The sequence below is a fragment of the Devosia sp. P3_B2 genome, from assembly GCF_056402875.1.
Genome location: NZ_JBFUGO010000022.1, coordinates 1 through 20575 on the forward strand (window position 1 = coordinate 1; position 20575 = coordinate 20575).

Below are 20575 nucleotides of genomic sequence, written 5' to 3' on the forward strand. Positions count from 1 at the left end.
AGCCGGGCGGGAGCAAGGAAACGCGGTGCTGGCATTCCGGCCGCCGACCGAGCTGCCATCGTTCCCGCGATGCGGCAGGGGATGCGCCCCGGCACTGGTGGCATAGGCCCAAAACCCCGGCCGGCCGGCGAGGCGTGAGCCTCATTCATCTGCGGACTACCGCTACGGGGCAAACGCCTCGCCGGTCCCGCTTCGTTCCCTCCCGGGAACGGCTCTTTGAAAACTCCGAAGCCCCTGGGGCTGTCGGACGCGTCAGTCTGCCGCGCATTTCGCGCACCGGCCATTAGCCGAACCTTAACCACGGCATAGGAAATTGGCTGGCAACGCGCGCCGCCACCGAACCCGCCGGAAATCCTGATGTACAGCGCGATCCGGGGGCGGCATTCGACAACATATTCAGTGGAGTTTCTGCACGTTCACGAGGCCGACGGATCGCACCGCGCAGATCGACCAGCCTCGGGTTTTGCAGGGCTTTTGTTCTTGGTTTAGTAGCGCGGGTCTACCCTAAATGCGTCTGATTATCGGCATCGTCATCATCATCGCCTGCGTCATCGGCGGCTACATCGCCATGGGTGGGCACCTGGCGGTGCTGGTGCAGCCGTTCGAGGCGCTCATCATCCTGGGCGCCGCGCTCGGCGCCTTCATCATCGGCAATACCGGCCCGGTGCTGAAGCAGACGCTCGGCATCTTCGGCATCCTGTTCCGCGGCCCCCGTTACGACAAGGCCGCCTATGTCGAGCTGCTCGGCCTGCAGTTCACCCTGTTCAAGCTGGTGCAGGCCAAGGGCGTGCTGGCGCTCGAGCCGCATATCGAAGACCCCGGCAACTCCTCGATCTTCCAGCGTTTCCCGACCTTCAACGCCAACCATCACGCCGTCGAGTTCATGTGCGACTACCTGCGCATGGTCACCCTCGGCAGCAACGTCGCCCACGAGATGGAAGCGCTGATGGACGAGGAACTCGAGACTCATCACCAGGAGAACGAGCGACTCGTCTCGGCCATCCAGGCGCTCGCCGACGGCACCCCGGCCCTCGGCATCGTCGCCGCGGTACTTGGCGTCATCCACACCATGGGCTCGATCAGCGAGCCGCCCGAAGTGCTCGGCCACATGATCGGTGGCGCCCTCGTCGGAACCTTCCTCGGCGTGTTCGTCGCCTACGGCTTCTTCGGCCCGATGGCACAATCGCTGCGCAACATCTTCGAGGCCGAGTCGAAATACTTCCTGTCCATGAAGGTCGGCCTATTGGCCCAGATGTCCGGCTATGCCCCGGCGATCGCCGTCGAGTTCGCCCGCAAGGCGTTGATGTCGGAAGTCCGGCCCACCTTCGCCGAGATCGACGAAGCCACCGCAAACCTCCCGGCCTCGTGAGGACCTGAGCCACGATGGCCCGCAACGACCAGCCGTTCATCATCAAGAAGTCGCGGCGCGCCGCCCACGCCCATCACGGCGGCGCCTGGAAGATCGCCTACGCCGACTTCGTCACGGCAATGATGGCGTTCTTCCTCTTGCTGTGGCTCATCAGCATGACCACGCCGGAGCAGAAGAAGGGCCTCGCCGACTATTTCGCCCCGCCCAATGTCAGCGAAAACACCAGCGGTGCCGGCGGCGTCATGGGCGGCCTGGCCTTCGCCGAGGACGGAGCCAAGATCTCCGCCGACGCCAACAAGGACGCCCTCACCGCGCCGGAAAGCAGCGAAGCCGGCCCGCAGATCGAAGCCCGGGGCGGCGTGGCGGAAATCGGTGGCAGCAGCTACGACGCGATCCGCGCCTCCAACGTCACGCTCGAGTCCCGCTACAACCAGGATTACCACGCGGCCGCGGCCAGCATCCGCCAGGCCTGGCAGGCGTTGCCCGACATCACCAAGATCGCCGACAACCTGCTCGTCCGCGAAACCGAGAACGGTCTCGACATCGAGATTATCGACCAGGAGGGTCGCCCGATGTTCCCCGAGGGCTCGAAGTACCCCTTCGAGGCCACCCGCAAGGCCATCGCCGCCCTCGCCCCAATCCTGCAGAAGCTCTCGAACCAGATCACCATTTCCGGCCACACCGCCGCCGGTGCCGTCTACGACAATCCGCGCTACGGCGCCTGGGACCTGTCGAGCGACCGCGCCAATGCGGTGCGCGCCATCCTCGGTGAATTCGGCCTCGCCGACGATCGCATCCGCGGCGTCAACGGCAGCGCCGCCTCCGAGCCGCTCTTCCCCAACGACCCTTACCTCGCCGGCAACGGCCGGGTGCAGATCACGGTCCGCTACGAAGCGCCGCCCGTACCAGCCGGGCTGGCCCCTTGAGGTGCGGAATCGCGGCAACAAAAAAGGCCCCCGCAGGGGCCTTTTCCGTCGTTGCACTGTCAGGACTTGTCCCTCAGCGCCACGGGCGTTCTTAGAGCGCCTTGAGGTTCGTCGCCGAAACCTTGCCGTCACGGCCCTTCTCGAGCTCGTAGCTCACCTTCTGGCCTTCGGCGAGGCCCGAAAGGCCCGAACGCTCGACGGCAGAGATGTGGACGAAAGCGTCCTTCGAACCATCGTCCGGCTGAATGAAGCCGAAGCCCTTGGTGGTGTTGAAGAACTTAACGGTGCCTTCGATCATGATGGCCCCCTTTCAATTGTCGTGCGCGGGATACTCCCGCTTGTCGCACGCGTTCCTCGTTCGGCGACATGCCGCCCGGGTCTAAACGTTCACAATATCAAGAGGTAGCCAATTAGACCGCAAGCGGCCCGAGCTGGTAGCGCCAGATGGAAGCGAAACGTGCCCGGATATATCTGCCACCATTGCGCCTTAATCAAGGCGTGGACGCTGATTTATCGGTATGGCGCCAGGTCGACCTCGTCGACCACCCGCTCAAAACTCTCGAGTTCGCTGCGGACACGATAGAGCAGCGGCCCCGTTTCATGAGGCAACAGCGCCACCACCTGGCAAAGCGCCGCCGACCGGGCGATATCGCGGGAGCCACGAGCCATCGTCAGCCGCTGCCCGACGCGGAAGCGATGCACCGGATGTGCAGTGACCTCCTGCGGTTCCTGCCGGCGGAACTCGGCGACCGTGCTGCCGCCTGTCGTCGCCTCAGCTGCGCGCTTAGCCTTGCCGACAGCCTGCCGGCGTGTCACCGGCACAGCAATGCTCTTGAACGAATCCACGAATGTTCCTGGGACACGAGTCCGGCGCCACGGGCGCGACAGCCGGTATCATCTGGCCGAAGCCTTCCCTTGCACTCTAGCACAAGCCTGCCTCCAACGACAGGAACTTGTCCCCACTTCGCCCAATGCAGCGCATGCTGAGGCGGTTCAGGTCGGAGGGTATCCATGACGGCAAGTAGAGAAAGACCAATGGCCCGACAGTCTCCTGCCGGGCCATTCATCGGATCGGGTACGATGAGATCAGCCGTTCGGCGAACACGGGGCCAGGTAGCGGCGACCGTTCCGGTCTTCCCAGACGCACTTGGTCGGGTCGTCCCTGTAACGGCCGATGAGCTCGCCGGCGACGGCACCGGTGATGCCGCCAACCGTTGCGCCAACCAGCGCACCGCCGACCGTACCGGTTGTCGCGCCGCCGATCACCGCGCCGGTGACTGCGCCGACACTGGCCGTCTTCTCGGTGGTGGAGCACGCCGTGAGCGTCAGTGCCGTCATCAATACGGCGACAGTGGATAGAACTTTACGCATGAATACCCTCCGGGAGGTTTGTTAAGACGCGAGCCCGTCACGACAATGCGTCGAACCAGGATAGGTTCCCGCGGCTTGAGACAAATCGCCGAACGGGTTAGAGCTCTGCCCGCGATTGGGACTGCCAAAATGAATGAGCCTATGACGGTACCGGTAGCCGGCACCGATGCTTCCACGTCTGCAGGCGGCTGGACCACGGAACTCCGGGCCAGCTTCGCGCTCGCTTGGCCTCTGATCGTCGCGCAACTGGCGCAGAACCTGCTGTTCACCACCGACGTTGTGCTGATGGGATGGCTCGGCCCCAAATATCTCGCCGCCGGCACCCTCGCCGGCGCCTTCCTGATCCCCTTCCAGCTGACCGGCATCGGCATCGTCGGCGCGGTGGCGCCGCTCGTGGCGCAGGCGCGGGGCCGCGGGGACACCAAGGCCGTGCGCCGTATCGTCCGTCAGGGGTTCTGGGTGGCCATCCTCGTTGCCACGCTGTTGGTCCCGATCGTGCTCAGCATCCGCCCGATCTATCTCGCCCTGGGTCAGGACCCCGAGGTCACGCTGCTGGCCGAAAGCTACATGTTCGCCGGCTTCTGGATGCTCTATCCAGCGCTGGGCATCATGGTGGTGCGCTCGTTCCTTTCGGCATTCGCTGCCACGCGGGTGATCCTGGTCATCACCGTGATCGGGGTAATCATCAATGCGGCCGTCGCCTACACGCTGATCTTCGGACATTTCGGCTTCCCGCGGCTGGAATTGCGCGGCGCAGCTCTGGCGACCGGCTTTGTAAACCTGTTCATGTTCCTGGGCCTGCTCGCCTATACGCAGACCCACCGCAAGCTGAAGCGCTTCCATATCCTGGTCCGCTTCTTCAAGCCGGACTGGCCGCGCTTCCGCGAGATCCTGAAAGTGGGCTTGCCCATCGGTCTCACCGTTGCCGCCGAAGTCGGGCTGTTCTCGATCGCCGCCATCCTGATGGGCCGCCTCGGCACCAACGAGACTGCCGCCCACGCCGTAGCGCTGCAGCTCGCCTCGACCGCCTTTATGGTGCCGCTCGGCCTCGGTATGGCGGCCACGGTTCGCGTCGGCCTCGCCTATGGTCGCGGCGACGCCGAGGGTGTTCGCCTCGCCGGCTGGTCGGCGATCGTCATGGGCACCGGTTTCATGGCGCTGACGGCTGCCCTGTTCCTCGCCGTGCCGCACGCACTGGTGGCGATCTTCCTCGACAGTTCCGACCCGGCGAACGCGACCGCCCTGATGCTCGCAGCCACCTATCTCGGCATCGCCGGCATCTTCCAGTTGGTGGACGGCGCACAGGTAGTGGCAGCGCACTCGCTGCGCGGCTTGTCGGATACCCGTACACCAATGCTGCTCGCCATCTTCGGCTACTGGTTCGTCGGCCTGCCAACCGCCTACGTGCTCGGCTTCGTGTTCAACCTGCGCGGTGTCGGCGTCTGGATCGGACTCGCTGTTGGCCTCGCCTTCGTGGCTATGCTGCTGGTCAGCCGCTTCGCCCTGCGCGGCCGCCTGGGCCTCATGAAAAGAATCGTCGTACCAGTCTAGGACCGTACCCTTGACCCAGCTCAAGCCCGCCGAACAGCGCGTCGCCGACGCTCTCGCCACCCACGCCCTGCCTGGCCAGGTGGTCGTCCTCGAACAGTTGGCAACGACCGCACAGATGGCGGCCGACGCTCTGGGCGTCGAAGTCGGCCGCATCGTCAAATCGCTGCTGTTCAAGGGCAAGGACAGTGGCAAGCCCTACCTGCTGCTCGTCTCGGGCAGCAATCGGGTCCACGAAAAGCGTGCCGGCCAGCGCATCGGAGAAACGCTCGAGCGCCCCGACGCCGATTTCGTGAAGCTCCACACGGGCTTCTCGATCGGGGGTGTCTCGCCCTACGGTCACCCTGCCCCGTTGACGACGTACCTGGACGACGCGCTCCACAGCTACGCGACGGTCTGGGCTGCTGCTGGCGATCCACGCTCGGTGTTCGAGATCACCGCGGCTGATCTCGAGCGCACCACCGGCGCCACGCGGATCGACGTCACCTAACTCTCGACCCAGGTCCAGTCGGCCATCCGGTTGCGAAACCACGTCCGCTGGCGCTTGGCATATTGCCGGGTGGCGATCACTGCCCGCTCGATCGCCTCGGCTTGCGTAAGTTCGCCCGCCAGCATCGCAGCAATCTCCGGCACCCCAATCGCCTTCATCGCCGGCAGGCTCGGATCGACATCGAGCGAAAGTAATCCCCGCACCTCGTCGACGGCCCCATGCTCGAACATCGTTTCAAAGCGGCGAGCTATCCTTTGTCTCAACACTTCCCGGTCGGGATTCAGTACCAGGCGCTCAAGTTCGAAACCGCCGAGCAGTCCTGTCTGCACTTCGTCCTGGAAGCTGGCGAGGGACCTTCCGGTGGCATTGAGCACAGCCAGCGCCCGGATCACCCGCTGCGGGTCGGGCGCTTTCAACCGGGCCGCGATCTGAGGGTCGCGTGCCGCAATGAGTTGGCCCCGGGCCTCGCGATCGAGGCCTGCAACCTCCGCTTCAGCTGCAAGCACAGCCTCCGCCGGAACCTCGGGCACATCCGCAAACCCGGTCGTCAGCGCATCGAAATAGAGACCCGTGCCGCCGACAAAGATCAGCGTCCTGTCGCCTTCGGCCTCGATAACGTCGGCTGCGGCTCTCGCCCATTCGCCGGTCGAAAACCGACGCGCCGGAGAAACTATGCCATAGAGCCGATGCGGCGCCTGTGCCATCTGCTCCATCGATGGCCGGGCGGTCAGCAGACGCAGCCCGTCATAGACCTGCAGCGCATCTGTGTTGACGATCACGCCGCCGCGCTCGGCGGCGAGTTTCAACGCCAGCGCCGACTTGCCGCTGGCGGTTGGACCCGCTATCAACACCGCTCGCTTGTCCGGGCTTTTGCCCATCCTTTTCAGGCCCCTCTCACGCACATGACGGTACTCTGCCTCATCGCCAATCCGGCTGATCCCGCAATTGACTCAGCGCTGCTCGCGGCGATCCAGCACGAGACCCGTGGTGAGATCAACTGGTTGCACCAGCGCATCGCTTGCGAGATCCACGCACCGAGGGCCGCCGATCCTGTGGCCGCAGCGCGCAGCGTTATCGGCAGCCGGCCGGTGGACGTGGCGCTCGTGCCCGCCGAGGGTCGCCGCAAGCTTGTGCTGGTCGCCGATATGGATTCCACCATGATCGAGCAGGAGTGCATCGATGAGTTGGCCGACGCCGTCGGCATCAAGGCTGAGGTCGCCGCGATCACCGAGCGCGCCATGAACGGCGAACTCGATTTCGAGCAGGCACTGCGCACGCGCGTCGGCCTGATCAAGGGCCTCGAGCGCAGCGTCATCGAGGAGATCCGTCGCGAACGCATCACGCTTGCTCCCGGCGGGCGCGCACTGATCCACACCATGAAGGCCTATGGCGCCTATGCTTCGCTGGTTTCCGGCGGTTTCACTTTCTTTGCCGACTATTTCGCCAAACGCATCGGCTTCGACGAGGCGATCGCTAACGTGCTGGAGTTCGATGGCGAACAGCTGACCGGCACGGTGGCGAGCCCGATCGTCGATAAGTCTACCAAGCTTCATCGGCTGCAGGCCCTCGCCGCCGAACGGTCGCTGCCGATGGGCGCGACGATGGCTGTCGGCGACGGCGCCAATGACCTCGACATGATCAAGGCCGCCGGGTTCGGGGTCGCGCTGCATGCCAAACCGCATGTGGCGGCGCAGGCAGGCATCCGCATCGACCATGGCGACCTGACCGCCCTGCTCTACCTGCAGGGCTTTACCGATGAGGACATCGTCAGGTGAGAATCGAAACACCGCGCCTGATACTTCGCCCGTGGGAGGATCGCGATCACGCTCCGCTCGCGGCGATCCTCGCCGATCCGGAGGTCCGCCGCTTTTACCCCACAACGCTGACGCCCGAGCAGACCAGCGCCCAGATCGATTTCTCGATCGAGAAGGCGGCCGCAGTCGGGTTTCACTTCGGACCGGCCGAACTCAAAGCCACCGGCCAGTTCGTCGGCCTCATCGGTCTCGGCTACATTCCCGATGAAACCCGAGCCGCCATTCGCAGGCAACCAGCCGTCGAGATCGGCTGGCAGTTCGATAAGGCCTTCTGGGGCCAGGGTCTTGCGCCCGAGGGCGCGCTCGCTTGGCTCGACTACGGCTTCCAGACGCTCGGCCTGCCGGAGATCGTCGCCTTCACCTACGCCGGCAACCTACCCAGCCAGCGGGTCATGGAGAAGATCGGGATGACCCGTGATCCCGATGCGAACTTCGAACACCCCAAGCTGGCGCCGGGCCACCCGTTGCGTTCGCATGTCGTCTATCGGATCGCCAACCCAGCCGGCGGCGAATGAGAATCGAACGTTTGTTGTTCCTCTACCGGCTGGACCTCTAGCCCAGACGCACCGCGATGAAGCGGCTGGTCCCAGTCGGATCGATCACCTTGAACAGCACCGCGGGCCGGCCGGCTTCCTTGGCCTGCCCGACCAACTCGCTGAGTTCGTCCACCGTACCGATTTCCTTCTGGTTCACCTCGGTAACGAGCAGGCCCGGAATGAACCCCTTCTGATCGGCATCACTACCGCTCTTCACCACGGTCACGACGATGCCGTTCTCCTCTGGGGCGATCCCGAATTCCGCACGCTTCGCCTCGTCGAGAACTGCGACATCGAAGCCGACCAGATCCGGCAAGCCCAGCGGTGGCGCATCGACCTCGGCAACCGGCTCCTCGGGAGCGGAAGCGACCGGAGGCGTCGCGGTTGCTTTGTTGTTGGCGATCAACTGCTCGCCCAGCTCAAGCCTGCCGAGCGTGATGCTGAGCACCGTCTCGGCCCCGTTGCGGAGCACCTTCACTGGAACCGCCTTGCCCACCTGCGTTTCGGCCACGACGCGCGGCAGATCCCGCATCCGCGCAATCGGCTTGCTATCGAACTCGAGGATGATGTCGCCCTCCGCCACCTGCCCCTCGGACGGGCCACCCTTGGTGACATCGATCACCAGCGCGCCAGCGGTGCTCTTCAGCCCCAGGCTGCTGGCGATGTCGTCGCTGACCTCCTGAATGCCGACCCCGAGCCAACCGCGGCGCGTCTCGCCGAACTGCGCCAACTGGTCGATGACCGGCCGCGCCAGGTTCACCGGCACGGCGAAACCGATGCCCAGCGATGAGCCGCCGCGGGCGATGATCGCCGTGTTGATGCCGACCACCTTGCCGTCCATGTCGAACAGTGGGCCGCCGGAATTGCCCTGGTTGATCGCGGCGTCGGTCTGGATGAACTGGTCATACGGACCCGACTGGATGTCGCGGTTGCGCGCCGAAACGATCCCCAGCGTCACCGAACCACCGAGGCCGAACGGATTGCCGATCGCCATCACCCAGTCGCCGACCACCGCACCGTCACTGTCGCCGAACTCGACGAACGGCAGATCATGCCCAGCATCGACCTTCAGCACTGCCAAATCGGTCTTGTCGTCACTGCCGACGATCTTGGCCGGCAACCGCGTGCCGTCGGTGAGGTAGACCTCAATTTCCTCGGCCCCCTCGATGACGTGATTGTTGGTCACGACCACGCCGTCAGCCGAAATGATAAAGCCCGAGCCGAGGCTCCGCGCCTCCTGCATCTGCTCTTCACCCAGCCCATTGTTCGGGTTGTGCTCGTCGAACAGCTCCTCAAGCGGCGAGCCGTCCGGCAGGTCGGGGAATGGTACCCCGCCACCGCCGGGCACTCGGCGCGACGTGCCGATGTTCACCACTGCGGGGGAGAGTTGTTCGGCTAGCGCAGCCACCGATTCGGGGCCTTTCGCTGTCGCCGGTGCGGCCTGCAGAGGGAGAGCCAGCAATCCCGCAACGGCCAGAGACCGCAACATCCGACCGGCAGCACGCATCAACTTCTCCTGCAAGGACTCAAGCGCGGCCGGGCCGATAGAGTTCAGCCGCGCAACAACCACAAGAGAACAAGTCCGACCCCGGCGCAAGCCAACGCTGCCGCACGAATGGTTGAAGCTGGCATCGATTGGACCGATGCCAGCAACTTCTTCATCTGCTCGGGGAAGGCAGCGTAGACGAGCCCTTCAAGGACCAGCACAAGGGCCAGTGCCGAGAAGAGCTCGATCATTTACTGCGCTGCTGGCGTCGCCGGGGTGGCTTCGGCCGGAGCCGGAGTCACGGGGGCGGTCTCAGCGGGAGCCGGGGCCGTCAGGTCGGTCGCCGGAGTCGAGAGGATCGGGGAGTCTATCGCGGGCTCCTCGACCAGCGGCGTCTCCGGGATCGGCGTGGTCGCGGCCTCAGGCGGCGGCGTCACCTGGTCGGGGTTCTGGTTCTGGAAGAACCGGAAGAACTCCGAGTCCGGCGACAGCACCATGGTCGTGCCATTCGGGCCCAGCGCCGCGCGGTACGACTGCATCGACCGATAGAAGTCGAAGAAGTCGACGTCGCGATTATAGGCATCGGCGAAGATCTGGCTGCGCTGGGCATCGCCCTCGCCTCGCAGGATTTCCGCATCACGACGGGCTGCCGAGAGAACCTCGACCGCCTGACGATCGGCGATGGCGCGCGCCGTCTGCGCCGCTTCCTGGCCACGTGCACGAAGCAGAGCTGCTTCGGCGAGACGTTCGGCCTTCATGCGGTTGAAGGTATCGGCCGAGACGTTCGGATCGAGATCGGTACGGAGAATCCGCACGTCGACCACTTCCACGCCAAGCTGAGCCATGTCCGGACGGATCAGGTCACGAGCTTCACGCATCATCGCCGGACGCTCTTCGGAAAGAGCCGCCGTGAAGTCACGCAGACCGTAGACCTGACGCAGTGCCGCGTCGAAACGGGTCGAGATACGGTCTTCAACCACCCGCAGTTCGCCGAGCGCGCGGGCACGGAACAGCCGCGGATCGGAGATGCGGTAGGTGAGGAACGCATCGACGATATAGAACTTACCGTCCGACACCTGCACCGTCATGTTGGCGATGTCGTAGCGCAGCAGCCGGTCTTCGACGATCTGGACCGTGTCGATGAAGTTGGTCGGGATCTTGAAGTAGAGACCGGGGTCGGTCTTCACGTCGGTGATTTGCCCGAAGCGCATGACGATGGCCTGCTCGCGCTCATTGACCACGAAGATCGACGACACGAACACATAGAGCAGCGCAATGACGGCGATGCCGAGAATGATGAGTCTGTTCATGGCTTACCTCGCCGTCGCGTCGGTGGTGGTGGTCGACGGCGTGCTGTTGAGTGTCGCGTTGGGCCGGATTTCCGGCAGCGGCAGATAGGGAATGACCCCCGAGCCGCTGGAGCTCTTGTCGATGAGCACCTTCTCCGAACCACCCAGCACCTGCTCCATGGTTTCGAGGAACAGACGCTTGCGCGTCACTTCCGGAGCCTTGGCATATTCCTGGTAGATGGAAAGGAAGCGGGCTGCCTCGCCTTCGGCTTCCTGCACCACACGATTCTTGTACGCGGCAGCGTCTTCGCGAACCTGCGCGGCCTGACCGCGGGCGTCGCCGAGAAGCGTGTTGGCGTACTGCCGAGCCTCTTCCTGGAAACGGTCCTCGTCCTGCTCGGCGCGCTGCACTTCGTTGAAGGCATCAGCCACTTCGGTCGGCGGCGCCGCCTGTTCGATGGCGATCTGCGACACCGTCACGCCCATGCCGTAGCTCTGCACGATGCCCTGCACGATGGTGCGGACGTCGTTGGCGATGCCGGCGCGATCGTCACGGAAAATATCCTGTGCGGGCCGACGACCAACGATTTCGCGCATCGCGCTTTCGCCGATCGAGCGAACCATGTCGTCCGGGTCTCGGACGTTGAACAGGTACGAGGCCGGATCGCTGATCGACCACAGCACCGAGAACTTCACGTCCACGATGTTCTGGTCACCCGAGAGCATCAGGCCCTCGTCGCTCTGGGTCCGGCTCGAACCGACCGAACCGATTTCGGTACGGTTTTCCGTCATGTTCACGCGCTCGACGGTCTCGAGCGGCCACAAATGGAAATGCAGGCCGGGATTGCTGGTCTCGATCGGGCGGCCGAAGCGCAGCTTTACGCCGACTTCCTGCGGATCGATCGTGTAGAACGCGTTGAGGCTCCAGAACACCACGACGGCCAGAACGGCGCCGATGATGGTCCAGCGCCCGCCCGGAATGCCGCCCTGGAAACGGTCGCGGCCACGGGAGAGGATTTCTTCGAGATTTGGCGTTCCGCCGCCCCGGCGGCCACCGCCGCCACTGCCACCACCGGGAGTCTGACCCCAAGGGCCGCCGCTATTGGAGTTGCGGCCTCCCCCGCCCGTATTGTTATCCCAGGGCATACGCCACCTTTCAGCCGGATTATCGATTGCCGCCCTATATAGGGAAGGCCCTCCCCGCGATCAACGTGCGCCGGGTTCACGCCGGCGATAGACTTTTACCGAGAAATCCGCGCTATCCCGTTCTGTGCGCAACACTTCAGGCTCCGCTTCTACTTCCCATTGCTTGGGATCGATAGGTGGAAACCGAGCATCTCCTGTAGGGGTCGCTGCCACATGTGTGACGTAAAGCCGCTCCGCCAGCGGCATCGCCTCACGATAGATTTCGCCGCCACCACCGATCATCACTTCGTCGGCACCGTCTGAGGCGGCGATAACCTGGGCGCGATCGAGCGCCTCTGCGAGGCTGTGGAACACCTCGACGCCATCCGGCCGATAGTCATCCCGCCGGGTCACCACGATATTGGTCCGGCCAGGCAATGGCTTGCCTATGCTCTCGAAGGTCTTCCGCCCCATGATCAGCGGCTTGCCCAACGTGGTCCGCTTGAAGTGAGCGAAATCCGTCGGCAGCCGCCAAGGGATCGCGCCGTCGGATCCGATTACGCCGTTCTCGCCAACGGCCGCGATCATCGCCACCGGAACAGTCAAAGTGCACCGAGCCTCGCCAGCGCTTCACCATCGACGCGAACCTTGGTCCATTCGTCCTGCATGATCCCACCTTGGGATTTGTAGAACTGTATCGAGGGCTCGTTCCAGTCGAGTACCCACCACTCGAACCGACCGAGCCCTTCGCGGACGCACCGCTGCGCAAGGTTGACCAGCAGCGCCTTGCCGACGCCCAGCCCGCGCGCCTCGGGATCGACGAACAGATCCTCGAGCCAGATGCCGTAGCGGCCCTGGAACGTCGAGTAGGTATAGAACCACAGGGTGAAGCCGACCGGCTTGCCGTTCCACTCGGCGATCTCGCAGAACACCTTCGGGTCAGGCCCGAACAGGTCGCGGACGATATCGGCCTCGCTCGCCTTGGCCTCATGCGATAGCTTCTCGTAAGCCGCCAGCGCTTCGATGAAATGGATGATCAGCGCCGCGTCGTCGGCGATGGCCGATCGAATGTTGAGGCTCATTGCGCGCTGGCCTCACCGCTCCCGAGATAGACGAACCACTTGCGTTCGAGGGCCGCCTCGACGTCGATCGAGTTGTGCCGGCAGAACAGCAGCAACTGCGCTAGGAGGTCCGCGGCTTCATCCTCGAGCGATTGCCGTATGGTCGCTTCGGATCGCTCTCCCACTCGGCCCCGGCCGCTGCCACGCAGGTACTCGGCAACCAACTCGCCTGCCTCTTCCTGCAGTTTCAGCGCGTACCAATCGGGATCACGCCGGATCTCGCAGCGTGCGGCATAGATCGCGGAGACCTGCTCGACGCGTTCCGTCAGTTCGGTGATTGTCGCCATCAGCCTACGTTCGGTTCCGGGTCCTGCCGGTTGAGGATCAGCACCTCGAGCTCCCGGCCGTAAGGGGGCCACCAGTCCTTGGCCTCCATCTCGAAGGTGGTCGGGCCGCTCTTCTTCACCTCGCCATCCCAGCAAAACGAGATGAGGTTCTGCGGCAGCATCTTGTCGATCGTCAGGTGGAACTTGCCGATCGCGCCGGCCCAATTGGCACCCGTCGACCAGATGTAGCTGATCCAGCTCTCGGTGAAGGGCGCGCCGTAGGGCTCGTCGGGGTTCGGGAGGGTCTTCTTGACCGCCTCGATGAAGCTGTCATCAGTGCAGTACTTGCGCTTGTACTCAGCCGCCGGATCGTAGCCCTCGTATGGCGGAGACAGGAACGTTACCGCCACAGTGCCGCCGACGCTGGGCTTGTACTGGTGCTCGACGATCACCGTCTCCCCGGCGGGGAAATGCGCCTCCCAGCTGTAGGTCGAGCGCAGTGTCCAGACCGGCCAGTATTCGGTCTGCATCCCGTGCCCCTGATCGAACTCCATGGGGATCACCAGGGCGCGATGCACCAGTTCCTTCTTCGTCGCCTCGTCGAGCGCGTTGATCGCCTTGACCGTCGCATCGCCGTAGGGGGTCAGCGGCAGCCCGAGGTCGGTGAGGTACCGGGTGTAGTCGATGTTGGTGGCGAACACGTACTGGTGCAGCTCGGCCGATACCGGCTCGCCATTCACCAGCGTCTCGAAGGCGAAGATGTTCTCGGGATCCTCGGTGGGGATCGCCACCATGAAGTCGCCGTCGCCGGTGATGTCGGGCATCGGGAACGCCACCAGCGCGTCAGTGTCCTCGGCGCCCTCGTTCTTGAACTCGTATTTCACCCGGATCTGCTCGGGCGAGACATAGAGGTCCTCGCTGAGCATCTTCACCTGGTCGGTCTGGACGAACACCAACCCGCCGGCGCCGAGCGTCGACATGGTGTCGTTGGCAATGGCGGGGCCAGCCGCGAGAGTGGCGGCGACAAGAACGAACGGGAGGATTTTCATACCGCGATCTCTGCCTTGATGCTCGGATGCGGATCATAGCCGGTGATCATGAAATCCTCGAACTGGAAATCGAAGATGTCGCGTTTGTCGGGGTTGATGGTCAGCCGCGGCAGCGCCCGCGTATCGCGGCTCAGTTGCTCCCGGACCTGGTCGAAGTGATTGTGGTAGATGTGTGCGTCACCGAGCGTATGGACGAAATCGCCCACCTCCAGCCCCGTCACCTGCCCTACCATATGGGTCAGCAGAGCGTAGGAAGCGATGTTGAACGGCACGCCGAGGAAGATATCGGCCGAGCGCTGATAGAGCTGGCAGCTGAGCTTGCCGTCGGCGACATAGAACTGGAACAGACAGTGGCAGGGCGGCAGCGCCATGTCCTCGATTTCCGCCGGATTCCAGGCCGTGACGATGTGCCGGCGCGAATCCGGCCTGGTCTTGATCGAAGCGATGACGTTCTCGATCTGGTCGATCGTCCCGCCCCTGCCGTCCGGCCAGCTCCGCCATTGGCTGCCGTAGACAGGCCCCAGGTCGCCGTTCTCGTCGGCCCACTCGTTCCAGATCCTGACCCCGCGCTCCTGCAACCAGCGGACATTGGTCTCGCCGCGGAGGAACCAGAGCAACTCATAGATAATGGATTTGAGATGCAGCTTCTTGGTCGTCAGCAGCGGAAAGCCGGCGCCAAGATCAAAGCGCATCTGGTAGCCGAACACCGAGCGGCTACCAGTGCCGGTGCGATCGGGCCGATCGATGCCGTTGTCGAGGACGTGCTGGAGAAGGTCGAGATATTGGCGCATCCAGTCAGATTACCTCGATTCGGTGGTCAGTTTGCCCAGGTTCCACAGGGGCGTTTGCATCGCGCTGCGCCCGCGCCTATATAGGGCTTGCCGGCAACGGCTATGGCGATAAACGGCTAGCGTAATAAACCTATTGGACCCGGGGGCAGTGCCCGGCGTCTCCACCAGAACTCCCCGTCGTGGCGGGCTCATGGGGACGAAACAGGATCGACAAGGGCGTAAAGGTTAGACTTTTGCTCGGCATGGTACCACCGATATCGGGCCATCCTAATAGTTGCCAACGACAACTATGCTAAGGTTGCTCTCGCTGCTTAATGCGGCGCTGGCACCTGAACTAGAAGTCCTCCGGGCCTAGCAGTCCGACAGGCGGGGTTCGCAGGCACCTGGCAACAGAAGCCTGCACTTCCCTCCAAATGCCCGCATCGTAACGCCGCTCCATCGCAGGGGGCGTAAGTTTTCCGTTTTGCCTTGAATTGTACCCTCGCGAGCGGTGATATGGGCGCTTCTCGGGGATTCCCCCGCTCGCAAGGACGATATGGCTGAAGACCTGATCCGCTACGACATTTTGGCCCAGGAAGCGCTGCGCGGCGTCGTCCGCAAGGTGCTCTCCGAAGTGGCGCGGACTGGCCTGCCCGGTGACCACCACTTTTTCATCTCGTTCGTCACCAAGGCGCCGGGGGTTCGGATGAGCCAGCGGCTGCTCGAGCAGTACGACAAGGAGATGACCATCGTGCTGCAGAACCAGTTCGGGGCCCTGCGGGTCACCGAAACCGGGTTCGAGGTGGAATTGTCGTTCGACGGGCGTCCGGAGCTGCTCGCCATTCCCTTCTCGGCGGTCAAAGGCTTCTTTGATCCCTCGGTGCAGTTCGGTCTGCAGTTCGACGTCGAGCGGGTCGGCGGCGAAGACGGCGAGATCGAGGCCGAGACGGCCGAGGACGCGCACCCCGATGCGCCTAAGCCAGTGCCCGTGACGCCGGAGGCGCAGGGTGAGAAGGTCGTGAGCCTCGACAGCTTCCGCAAGAAGTGACCGGGTGGAGAAGCGCTCGCTGACCATCGCCGGGCATCGTACCAGCATCGCCATCGAGGGGGATTTCTGGGCTGGGCTTGAAGCGATGGCCCTGGGCAGCGGTAAGTCCATTGCCGCGCTCGTTGCCGAAATCGACCAGCAGCGCGACGCCCCGAACCTGTCATCCGCGGTGCGGCTGGCGGTGCTTGCGTGGTACCGGGATCGCGCCGGCTAGTTGCCGAGCCCGATATCCATCGGCCTGTTGAACTCCTCCAGCGCTTTTCTCAGGTCTTCCTCTTCCTTCGCCTTGCGCGCTGCCTCCTCCTCGGCGGCCTGCTTGGCGGCTGCATCGTCCGCCGCCTTCTTGGCCGCGGCGGCCTCCGCGAGCTTCCGCGCGGCTTCTTCCTCGGCTGATTTCCGAGCCGCTTCCTCGGCGGCGAGGCGGGCCTTCTCGGCTTCCTCGGCTTGCTTGCGCGCCTCGTCCTCCGCCCTCAGCTTCTCGAGCCGCGCCACTTCGGCCTCGTAGGCCTTGACCATGATGGCATCGACCAGCCCCGAGACGTCGAATTCCCGCGTCGGCGCTAGCAGGGTGCCACCGAGCTTGGTCGCGACTTTTGCCGAGCCGGTATCCACCAGCGCGGCTGGAGTGACCGTCGTCGCTGCCAGCGTGTAGTCGCCGGCAATCCCGAGATCGCCGAGATGGATCGAGCCGCTGCCGAACAGTTGGCCTCCATCGCCGTCGACCGGCACGTTGGGGCTGCGCAGCACGCCGCCCGCGACAGTGAAGCTGCCGGTCATCTGCGGGGCGCTGAACGGCGCATCATCCAGCCGGTCCTCGATCAGTGCGCTGAGTTCCTCCGGTTGCATCTTCAGCAGGTTCTCGACCCCCGCGACGCTGGCTGCGGCGCGCGGATCGAGGCGCTCGATCTGCAGCCCGGTGACGCCGTAGGTGCCCTCGCCCGTCAGCGCGGCGGTGATGCCGGCAACACTGTCGCCGGTGCCGTCGAAGCGCCCCGCCGCATCGAGGGTACCCTCGAGCGCATCGGCGACAACGGGAGGCACGATGCTGTCGAGCGATACGCCGGCGAGCGATACGCGGCCGCTGACCTGCTTGTCGGTAAGCGGACCGGCGCAGCACACCGCCAGTTCGAGGCCGACCGAGCCCTCGCCCAGCTTGGCTTCGACGTTCCTGAGGCGGGTCGTGGTGGCGTCCCAGTCCAGGTCGAAGCTGAGGTCGGTCAGCAGCGGCTTGCCGGCGACGGCCAACTCCGGGGCGGTGACCGCTATGCGTCCGGTGGTGCTGCGCGGTTGGTCGCCGATGCTGAGTGGGCCATCGGGCCAGATCGCATCGCCCGGCAGGAGCGAGGCTGGGCCGGTGATCGTGCGCAGCAGCCCCGCGACGTCGAACGCCCCGGCCGTGATGCTCCCCGTCACTGCACGGGTGCCGCCCTTGGCGGCGAGATGGAGGTCGCCGGCGAACGGTTCCGCACCGGATTTGCCGGTGATCTCCTCAAGCCGCACGTCGGTGAGGCCGTTGAAGTCGACCGTTGCCGAGGCGGATAGCGCAGGCAGTGCAATGCCTCCGGCACCGAGCCAGCCGGCGAAGGCCGAAGGGTCGGCGAGCGATGCCTTGAGCGTCCCCTTGCCGCTGTAGGCGTCGGGATTGGTAACGACGACATTGCCGGAAAAGCCCAGCGAGTCCCCTCCTCCTTCGACCAGCACGGTGGTCTCGAGGCTATTGGCGACGTTGCCGTCGACCAGCCCGACGAGGTGCACCGGCTCGCCTTCGGCGAACAGGCTGACATCGCCGAGCCCGAGTTGCGCGGTCATGGCTGTCGCGTCGGCGGACTTCATGTCGAGCCGCACTTTCACCGGGCCGGATGGAGCCCGGAGGAAGCCGGCCTGCAGCTCGGCGTCGGCGGCGACTTCGGCGGTGCCGAGGCGCCCCGAGACGGCGAGGCTTTGGGCGCCATCGCCGCTGGGCGCATCAAGCCGCAGTGCCAGGTCCGCCGGTAGTGAGGGTTTGAGGAAATCGACGATCGCTGGCGAGGCGCCGAGCGCGCTGTAGAAGCTCGCCAAGGCCGGTGCGTCGGCGGCGCCGACCGTGACAGTGGCGGAGCCTGAGAGTTCTGGCCTGGTGATCGAGCCGAAGGCGGTGAGCGAGGCCTTGAACTTGGTGCCGCCGAGGTCGCCCGCCGACAGATCGTCGACCACGAGGACGCCGCCGTCCCAGGACCCCTTGGCGGAGAGCGCCCGGCCACCCAGCCCGCCGAGCACCATGCTATCGGCGACGAACTCGAACTCGCCTTTCGGGAAGGTCGCAGGGAAGGCCGCATCGGAAGAGAGATCGGGCAGCAGGGCGAACAGCGCGTTGCTGCGGACCGCATCGAGCTGGCCCAGATCGGCTGTGATGTGGAGATCTGGAGTGGCGCTGAGCCCGAGCTGAGCCGAAAACGAGCGCGCCTCGCCGTCGAGCTCGAGGCGCCCGTCGCTTACCGACAGCGTCTCGCCGACCAGATCGACCTTCGCCGCGATCGAGCCGGGCATGCCGAACAACGGGTTGCCCTCAGCGGGCTTGCGCCACAGGGTGGTCAGCGCGTCGAGGCGCTGCGCCTTCAGCGACAGGGTGCCGGAGAACTCGGGGTGGCCCGTCGCAGTGGCGATCTCGCCGGCGAGGGACACCGTTGTATCGCCGGGCAAGGTGCCGGTGAGGCCCGTTACGGTCCAACCGCCCTCGTGTGAACTGGCATCGAGCCGGACGTTGCGCAGCGAGAAGGCGCGCAGGTTGACCTCCGCGACGTCGACGCCGATCGTCCCCGGAATGCCCGGCGCTGTCGGCAGCGGCAGCTCGCGCAGCAGCCGGATCAGTTCGTAGGGCTCGACCGACTGTTCTGCCGTAGCGTCCCGCGGTGGCAAGGCGAGCAGCCCCCCGGAGATCACTGCGTTGAACGCCATGCCCTTGCCCAATGTCACGTCGGCGGCGCCGAGCAGGCGCGTCGCGGCACGGTTCTCGTCGGGGATCACGACATAGTCGGAGAGCAGCACCTTGCTGGGGCTCGCCTCGACCTTGCTGGTCATCACCAGATCGCCCTGCCCCGCATCCTCGGCGCCTGGCTTGGCCGGCTTCGGTGGTGGCTGGCGGTAGGTCATGGTGCCGGAGAAGCCGGGAGTGAGCCCCGGCGTCAGGAAGCCCTCGGCGGCGAGGGTGAAGCGATCGTCGACCGGTCGGAGGGTCATGGCGAGCGAACCGCCGCCTTCGGCGTCCAGCTGGCCGGTAGTGACCCTCAGGGAATACACCGCCCCATCGACATTGCCGCTGCCCTGGAACGAGAACGGTCCCCGCAACGCCTCGAGCTTCACGTCGCCGGCGACATTGGAGGCGATGTAGGTCTCCCCGGAGCGAGCGTCGTGGAGCTTCACCGTGCCGCCCGCGATCGTCGCATTGGCAACCGAGATGTTACTGTTCACGGTCTGCGCGAGCGCGATGCCGGTATCCACCGCCCCGTCGGCTGCGACTTCGACCGTGACCGCCGGCCCATCGAGCTGCAGCCGCGTGACGTTGTAGCGATCGCGCAGGAAATCGATCAGCGAGAAATCGGCTTCGACCCGTTCGACCGTCAGGTTCGGAGCCTCGGGCGGACCGGCGCTGACGTTGGAAAAGGTCAGCTTGGGCTGTGGCAACAGCGAGAAGGCCACGTCGCCATCGATGCGGACCGGCGTGCCCAGCACGTCGCCGGCAATGGTGGCCAGCCGATCGCGATACTGCCCCCAGGGGATGAAACTGGGCACGACGAAGGCCGCGGCGAGCAGCAGGATCGCGATGACGCCGATGACGATGTAGAGCCGGTTGAGCACGGGGCCGGTGAATCTCCGCAGAACTCAACGGAGTGTAGGCAATGGCTCATGTTCCGTCACGCGCTGAACGGGCTCGCACAGTCACTATCGTGTCTTCTGGGACACAAAGGCCACGCGGCGACCCGTCACTCGGTCGCCGGGGTGACGCCGAGGGTGGGATGACATCACGACGAGCCAACGGGTCCGACAGCCCCAAGGGCTTCGGAGTTTCAAAGAGCCGTTCCCGGGAGGGAACGAAGCGGGACCGGCGAGGCGTTTGCCCCGTAGCGGTAGTCCGCAGATGAAAGAGGCTCACGCCTCGCCGGCCGGCCGGGGTTTTGGGCCTATGCCACCAGTGCCGGGGCGCATCCCCTGCCGCATCGCAAGAACGATGGCAGCTCAGTTGGCGGCCGGAATGCCAGCACCGCGTTTCCTTGCTCCCGCCCGGCTCATGCGTGCCAGGCTTCGTCCCTTGGGCCACTCCGCATCGAGCGACCCTCGCGTGATAGCGGCTTGACCGGCGAACCGGTCCTTGCCGTGATGGTTTCCGCCTG

General features: G+C 64.9%; 22 protein-coding genes and 1 other RNA gene. 9 read left to right on the forward strand and 14 right to left on the reverse strand.

Going from position 1 to position 20575, the window contains the following annotated elements:
- Nucleotides 1–508 precede the first annotated feature (508 nt).
- Complete coding sequence (gene motA, locus AC1DV8_RS22530) at nucleotides 509–1369, forward strand: flagellar motor stator protein MotA (RefSeq protein WP_477152277.1); 861 nt, start codon at nucleotides 509–511, stop codon at nucleotides 1367–1369.
- A gap of 14 nt (nucleotides 1370–1383) precedes the next feature.
- A complete protein-coding gene (locus AC1DV8_RS22535; RefSeq protein WP_477152278.1) occupies nucleotides 1384–2295 on the forward strand; it encodes a flagellar motor protein MotB in 912 nt (303 codons plus the stop codon).
- A gap of 91 nt (nucleotides 2296–2386) precedes the next feature.
- Here the strand turns inward: AC1DV8_RS22535 and AC1DV8_RS22540 are convergent, their stop codons facing one another.
- From AC1DV8_RS22540 to AC1DV8_RS22550, 3 genes are all read right to left on the reverse strand, one after another.
- Entirely contained in the window at nucleotides 2387–2593 is a 207-nt protein-coding gene (locus AC1DV8_RS22540) for a cold-shock protein (RefSeq protein ID WP_055878471.1), read from the reverse strand.
- Nucleotides 2594–2805: 212 nt separating this feature from the next.
- Complete coding sequence (locus AC1DV8_RS22545; protein WP_477152279.1) at nucleotides 2806–3141, reverse strand: hypothetical protein; 336 nt, start codon at nucleotides 3139–3141, stop codon at nucleotides 2806–2808.
- Nucleotides 3142–3381: 240 nt separating this feature from the next.
- Nucleotides 3382–3666, reverse strand: a complete 285-nt coding sequence (locus tag AC1DV8_RS22550; RefSeq protein ID WP_477152280.1) for a glycine zipper domain-containing protein — start codon at nucleotides 3664–3666, stop codon at nucleotides 3382–3384.
- Nucleotides 3667–3807: 141 nt separating this feature from the next.
- Between AC1DV8_RS22550 and AC1DV8_RS22555 the strand changes: the two genes are divergently transcribed.
- Nucleotides 3808–5217: an MATE family efflux transporter gene (locus AC1DV8_RS22555; protein ID WP_477159006.1), complete on the forward strand. Its 1410-nt coding sequence runs from the start codon at nucleotides 3808–3810 to the stop codon at nucleotides 5215–5217.
- A 10-nt stretch (nucleotides 5218–5227) separates the two neighbouring features.
- Nucleotides 5228–5704: a YbaK/EbsC family protein gene (locus AC1DV8_RS22560; protein ID WP_477159007.1), complete on the forward strand. Its 477-nt coding sequence runs from the start codon at nucleotides 5228–5230 to the stop codon at nucleotides 5702–5704.
- Here the strand turns inward: AC1DV8_RS22560 and miaA are convergent.
- Entirely contained in the window at nucleotides 5701–6582 is an 882-nt protein-coding gene (gene miaA, locus AC1DV8_RS22565) for a tRNA (adenosine(37)-N6)-dimethylallyltransferase MiaA (RefSeq protein ID WP_477159015.1), read from the reverse strand. The two genes, AC1DV8_RS22560 and miaA, sit on opposite strands and share 4 nt — an antisense overlap.
- A gap of 24 nt (nucleotides 6583–6606) precedes the next feature.
- Between miaA and serB the strand changes: the two genes are divergently transcribed.
- Both serB and AC1DV8_RS22575 read left to right on the forward strand, forming a co-directional pair.
- The gene (serB, locus tag AC1DV8_RS22570; RefSeq protein ID WP_477159008.1) at nucleotides 6607–7479 is read left to right on the forward strand and encodes a phosphoserine phosphatase SerB; all 873 of its coding nucleotides are present in this window, start codon (nucleotides 6607–6609) and stop codon (nucleotides 7477–7479) included.
- Entirely contained in the window at nucleotides 7476–8033 is a 558-nt protein-coding gene (locus AC1DV8_RS22575) for a GNAT family N-acetyltransferase (protein ID WP_477159009.1), read from the forward strand. Before serB ends, AC1DV8_RS22575 begins: the two co-directional genes overlap by 4 nt.
- A 37-nt stretch (nucleotides 8034–8070) precedes the next feature.
- On the opposite strand, the gene AC1DV8_RS22580 is transcribed toward AC1DV8_RS22575, so the two are convergent.
- The 9 genes from AC1DV8_RS22580 to AC1DV8_RS22620 are packed head-to-tail and all read right to left on the reverse strand — an operon-like array spanning nucleotide 8071 to nucleotide 15181.
- Nucleotides 8071–9561, reverse strand: a complete 1491-nt coding sequence (locus tag AC1DV8_RS22580) for a Do family serine endopeptidase (RefSeq protein ID WP_477159010.1) — start codon at nucleotides 9559–9561, stop codon at nucleotides 8071–8073.
- Between the two features lie 44 nt (nucleotides 9562–9605).
- A complete protein-coding gene (locus AC1DV8_RS22585; protein WP_477152286.1) occupies nucleotides 9606–9791 on the reverse strand; it encodes a DUF2065 domain-containing protein in 186 nt (61 codons plus the stop codon).
- Nucleotides 9792–10850, reverse strand: coding sequence for a protease modulator HflC (gene hflC / locus AC1DV8_RS22590; RefSeq protein WP_477159011.1), 1059 nt, complete (start codon nucleotides 10848–10850; stop codon nucleotides 9792–9794).
- 3 nt (nucleotides 10851–10853) lie between these two features.
- On the reverse strand, nucleotides 10854–11975 hold the full coding sequence (gene hflK, locus AC1DV8_RS22595) for an FtsH protease activity modulator HflK (RefSeq protein WP_477152288.1): 1122 nt from the start codon (nucleotides 11973–11975) through the stop codon (nucleotides 10854–10856).
- Between the two features lie 60 nt (nucleotides 11976–12035).
- Nucleotides 12036–12542, reverse strand: coding sequence for a dihydrofolate reductase (locus tag AC1DV8_RS22600; protein ID WP_477152297.1), 507 nt, complete (start codon nucleotides 12540–12542; stop codon nucleotides 12036–12038).
- A gap of 14 nt (nucleotides 12543–12556) precedes the next feature.
- The gene (locus AC1DV8_RS22605) at nucleotides 12557–13036 is read right to left on the reverse strand and encodes an N-acetyltransferase family protein (RefSeq protein ID WP_477152289.1); all 480 of its coding nucleotides are present in this window, start codon (nucleotides 13034–13036) and stop codon (nucleotides 12557–12559) included.
- Nucleotides 13033–13362 (reverse strand): nucleoside triphosphate pyrophosphohydrolase family protein, encoded by a 330-nt coding sequence (locus tag AC1DV8_RS22610; protein WP_477152290.1) that lies wholly within the window; start codon nucleotides 13360–13362, stop codon nucleotides 13033–13035. Before AC1DV8_RS22610 ends, AC1DV8_RS22605 begins: the two co-directional genes overlap by 4 nt.
- A complete protein-coding gene (locus AC1DV8_RS22615) occupies nucleotides 13362–14390 on the reverse strand; it encodes a DUF4424 domain-containing protein (RefSeq protein WP_477159012.1) in 1029 nt (342 codons plus the stop codon). Before AC1DV8_RS22615 ends, AC1DV8_RS22610 begins: the two co-directional genes overlap by 1 nt.
- On the reverse strand, nucleotides 14387–15181 hold the full coding sequence (locus AC1DV8_RS22620; RefSeq protein WP_477159013.1) for a thymidylate synthase: 795 nt from the start codon (nucleotides 15179–15181) through the stop codon (nucleotides 14387–14389). Before AC1DV8_RS22620 ends, AC1DV8_RS22615 begins: the two co-directional genes overlap by 4 nt.
- A gap of 50 nt (nucleotides 15182–15231) precedes the next feature.
- On the opposite strand from AC1DV8_RS22620, the gene ssrA reads away from it, so the two are divergent.
- The 3 genes from ssrA to AC1DV8_RS22635 all read left to right on the forward strand — a co-directional run bounded on the left by ssrA (nucleotide 15232) and on the right by AC1DV8_RS22635 (nucleotide 16422).
- Nucleotides 15232–15585: a transfer-messenger RNA gene (gene ssrA / locus AC1DV8_RS22625) on the forward strand.
- Between the two features lie 131 nt (nucleotides 15586–15716).
- Nucleotides 15717–16208 (forward strand): SspB family protein, encoded by a 492-nt coding sequence (locus AC1DV8_RS22630; protein WP_477152293.1) that lies wholly within the window; start codon nucleotides 15717–15719, stop codon nucleotides 16206–16208.
- Between the two features lie 4 nt (nucleotides 16209–16212).
- Entirely contained in the window at nucleotides 16213–16422 is a 210-nt protein-coding gene (locus AC1DV8_RS22635; RefSeq protein WP_477152294.1) for a ribbon-helix-helix domain-containing protein, read from the forward strand.
- Here the strand turns inward: AC1DV8_RS22635 and AC1DV8_RS22640 are convergent.
- On the reverse strand, nucleotides 16419–20042 hold the full coding sequence (locus tag AC1DV8_RS22640; RefSeq protein WP_477159014.1) for an AsmA family protein: 3624 nt from the start codon (nucleotides 20040–20042) through the stop codon (nucleotides 16419–16421). The two genes, AC1DV8_RS22635 and AC1DV8_RS22640, sit on opposite strands and share 4 nt — an antisense overlap.
- Between the last annotated feature and the right edge of the window lie 533 nt (nucleotides 20043–20575).

Bases quoted from the DNA above. Each gene is read 5' to 3' on its own strand.
- hflC (WP_477159011.1), bottom strand. From the start codon at position 10,850: ATGAACAGACTCATCATTCTCGGCATCGCCGTCATTGCGCTGCTCTAT.
- AC1DV8_RS22535 (WP_477152278.1), top strand. From the start codon at position 1,384: ATGGCCCGCAACGACCAGCCGTTCATCATCAAGAAGTCGCGGCGCGCC.
- AC1DV8_RS22550 (WP_477152280.1), bottom strand. From the start codon at position 3,666: ATGCGTAAAGTTCTATCCACTGTCGCCGTATTGATGACGGCACTGACG.
- AC1DV8_RS22585 (WP_477152286.1), bottom strand. From the start codon at position 9,791: ATGATCGAGCTCTTCTCGGCACTGGCCCTTGTGCTGGTCCTTGAAGGG.
- motA (WP_477152277.1), top strand. From the start codon at position 509: ATGCGTCTGATTATCGGCATCGTCATCATCATCGCCTGCGTCATCGGC.
- AC1DV8_RS22610 (WP_477152290.1), bottom strand. From the start codon at position 13,362: ATGGCGACAATCACCGAACTGACGGAACGCGTCGAGCAGGTCTCCGCG.
- serB (WP_477159008.1), top strand. From the start codon at position 6,607: ATGACGGTACTCTGCCTCATCGCCAATCCGGCTGATCCCGCAATTGAC.
- AC1DV8_RS22620 (WP_477159013.1), bottom strand. From the start codon at position 15,181: ATGCGCCAATATCTCGACCTTCTCCAGCACGTCCTCGACAACGGCATC.
- AC1DV8_RS22555 (WP_477159006.1), top strand. From the start codon at position 3,808: ATGACGGTACCGGTAGCCGGCACCGATGCTTCCACGTCTGCAGGCGGC.
- AC1DV8_RS22580 (WP_477159010.1), bottom strand. From the start codon at position 9,561: ATGCGTGCTGCCGGTCGGATGTTGCGGTCTCTGGCCGTTGCGGGATTG.
- AC1DV8_RS22615 (WP_477159012.1), bottom strand. From the start codon at position 14,390: ATGAAAATCCTCCCGTTCGTTCTTGTCGCCGCCACTCTCGCGGCTGGC.
- hflK (WP_477152288.1), bottom strand. From the start codon at position 11,975: ATGCCCTGGGATAACAATACGGGCGGGGGAGGCCGCAACTCCAATAGC.
- AC1DV8_RS22540 (WP_055878471.1), bottom strand. From the start codon at position 2,593: ATGATCGAAGGCACCGTTAAGTTCTTCAACACCACCAAGGGCTTCGGC.
- AC1DV8_RS22600 (WP_477152297.1), bottom strand. From the start codon at position 12,542: ATGATCGCGGCCGTTGGCGAGAACGGCGTAATCGGATCCGACGGCGCG.
- miaA (WP_477159015.1), bottom strand. From the start codon at position 6,582: ATGGGCAAAAGCCCGGACAAGCGAGCGGTGTTGATAGCGGGTCCAACC.
- AC1DV8_RS22630 (WP_477152293.1), top strand. From the start codon at position 15,717: ATGGCTGAAGACCTGATCCGCTACGACATTTTGGCCCAGGAAGCGCTG.
- AC1DV8_RS22605 (WP_477152289.1), bottom strand. From the start codon at position 13,036: ATGAGCCTCAACATTCGATCGGCCATCGCCGACGACGCGGCGCTGATC.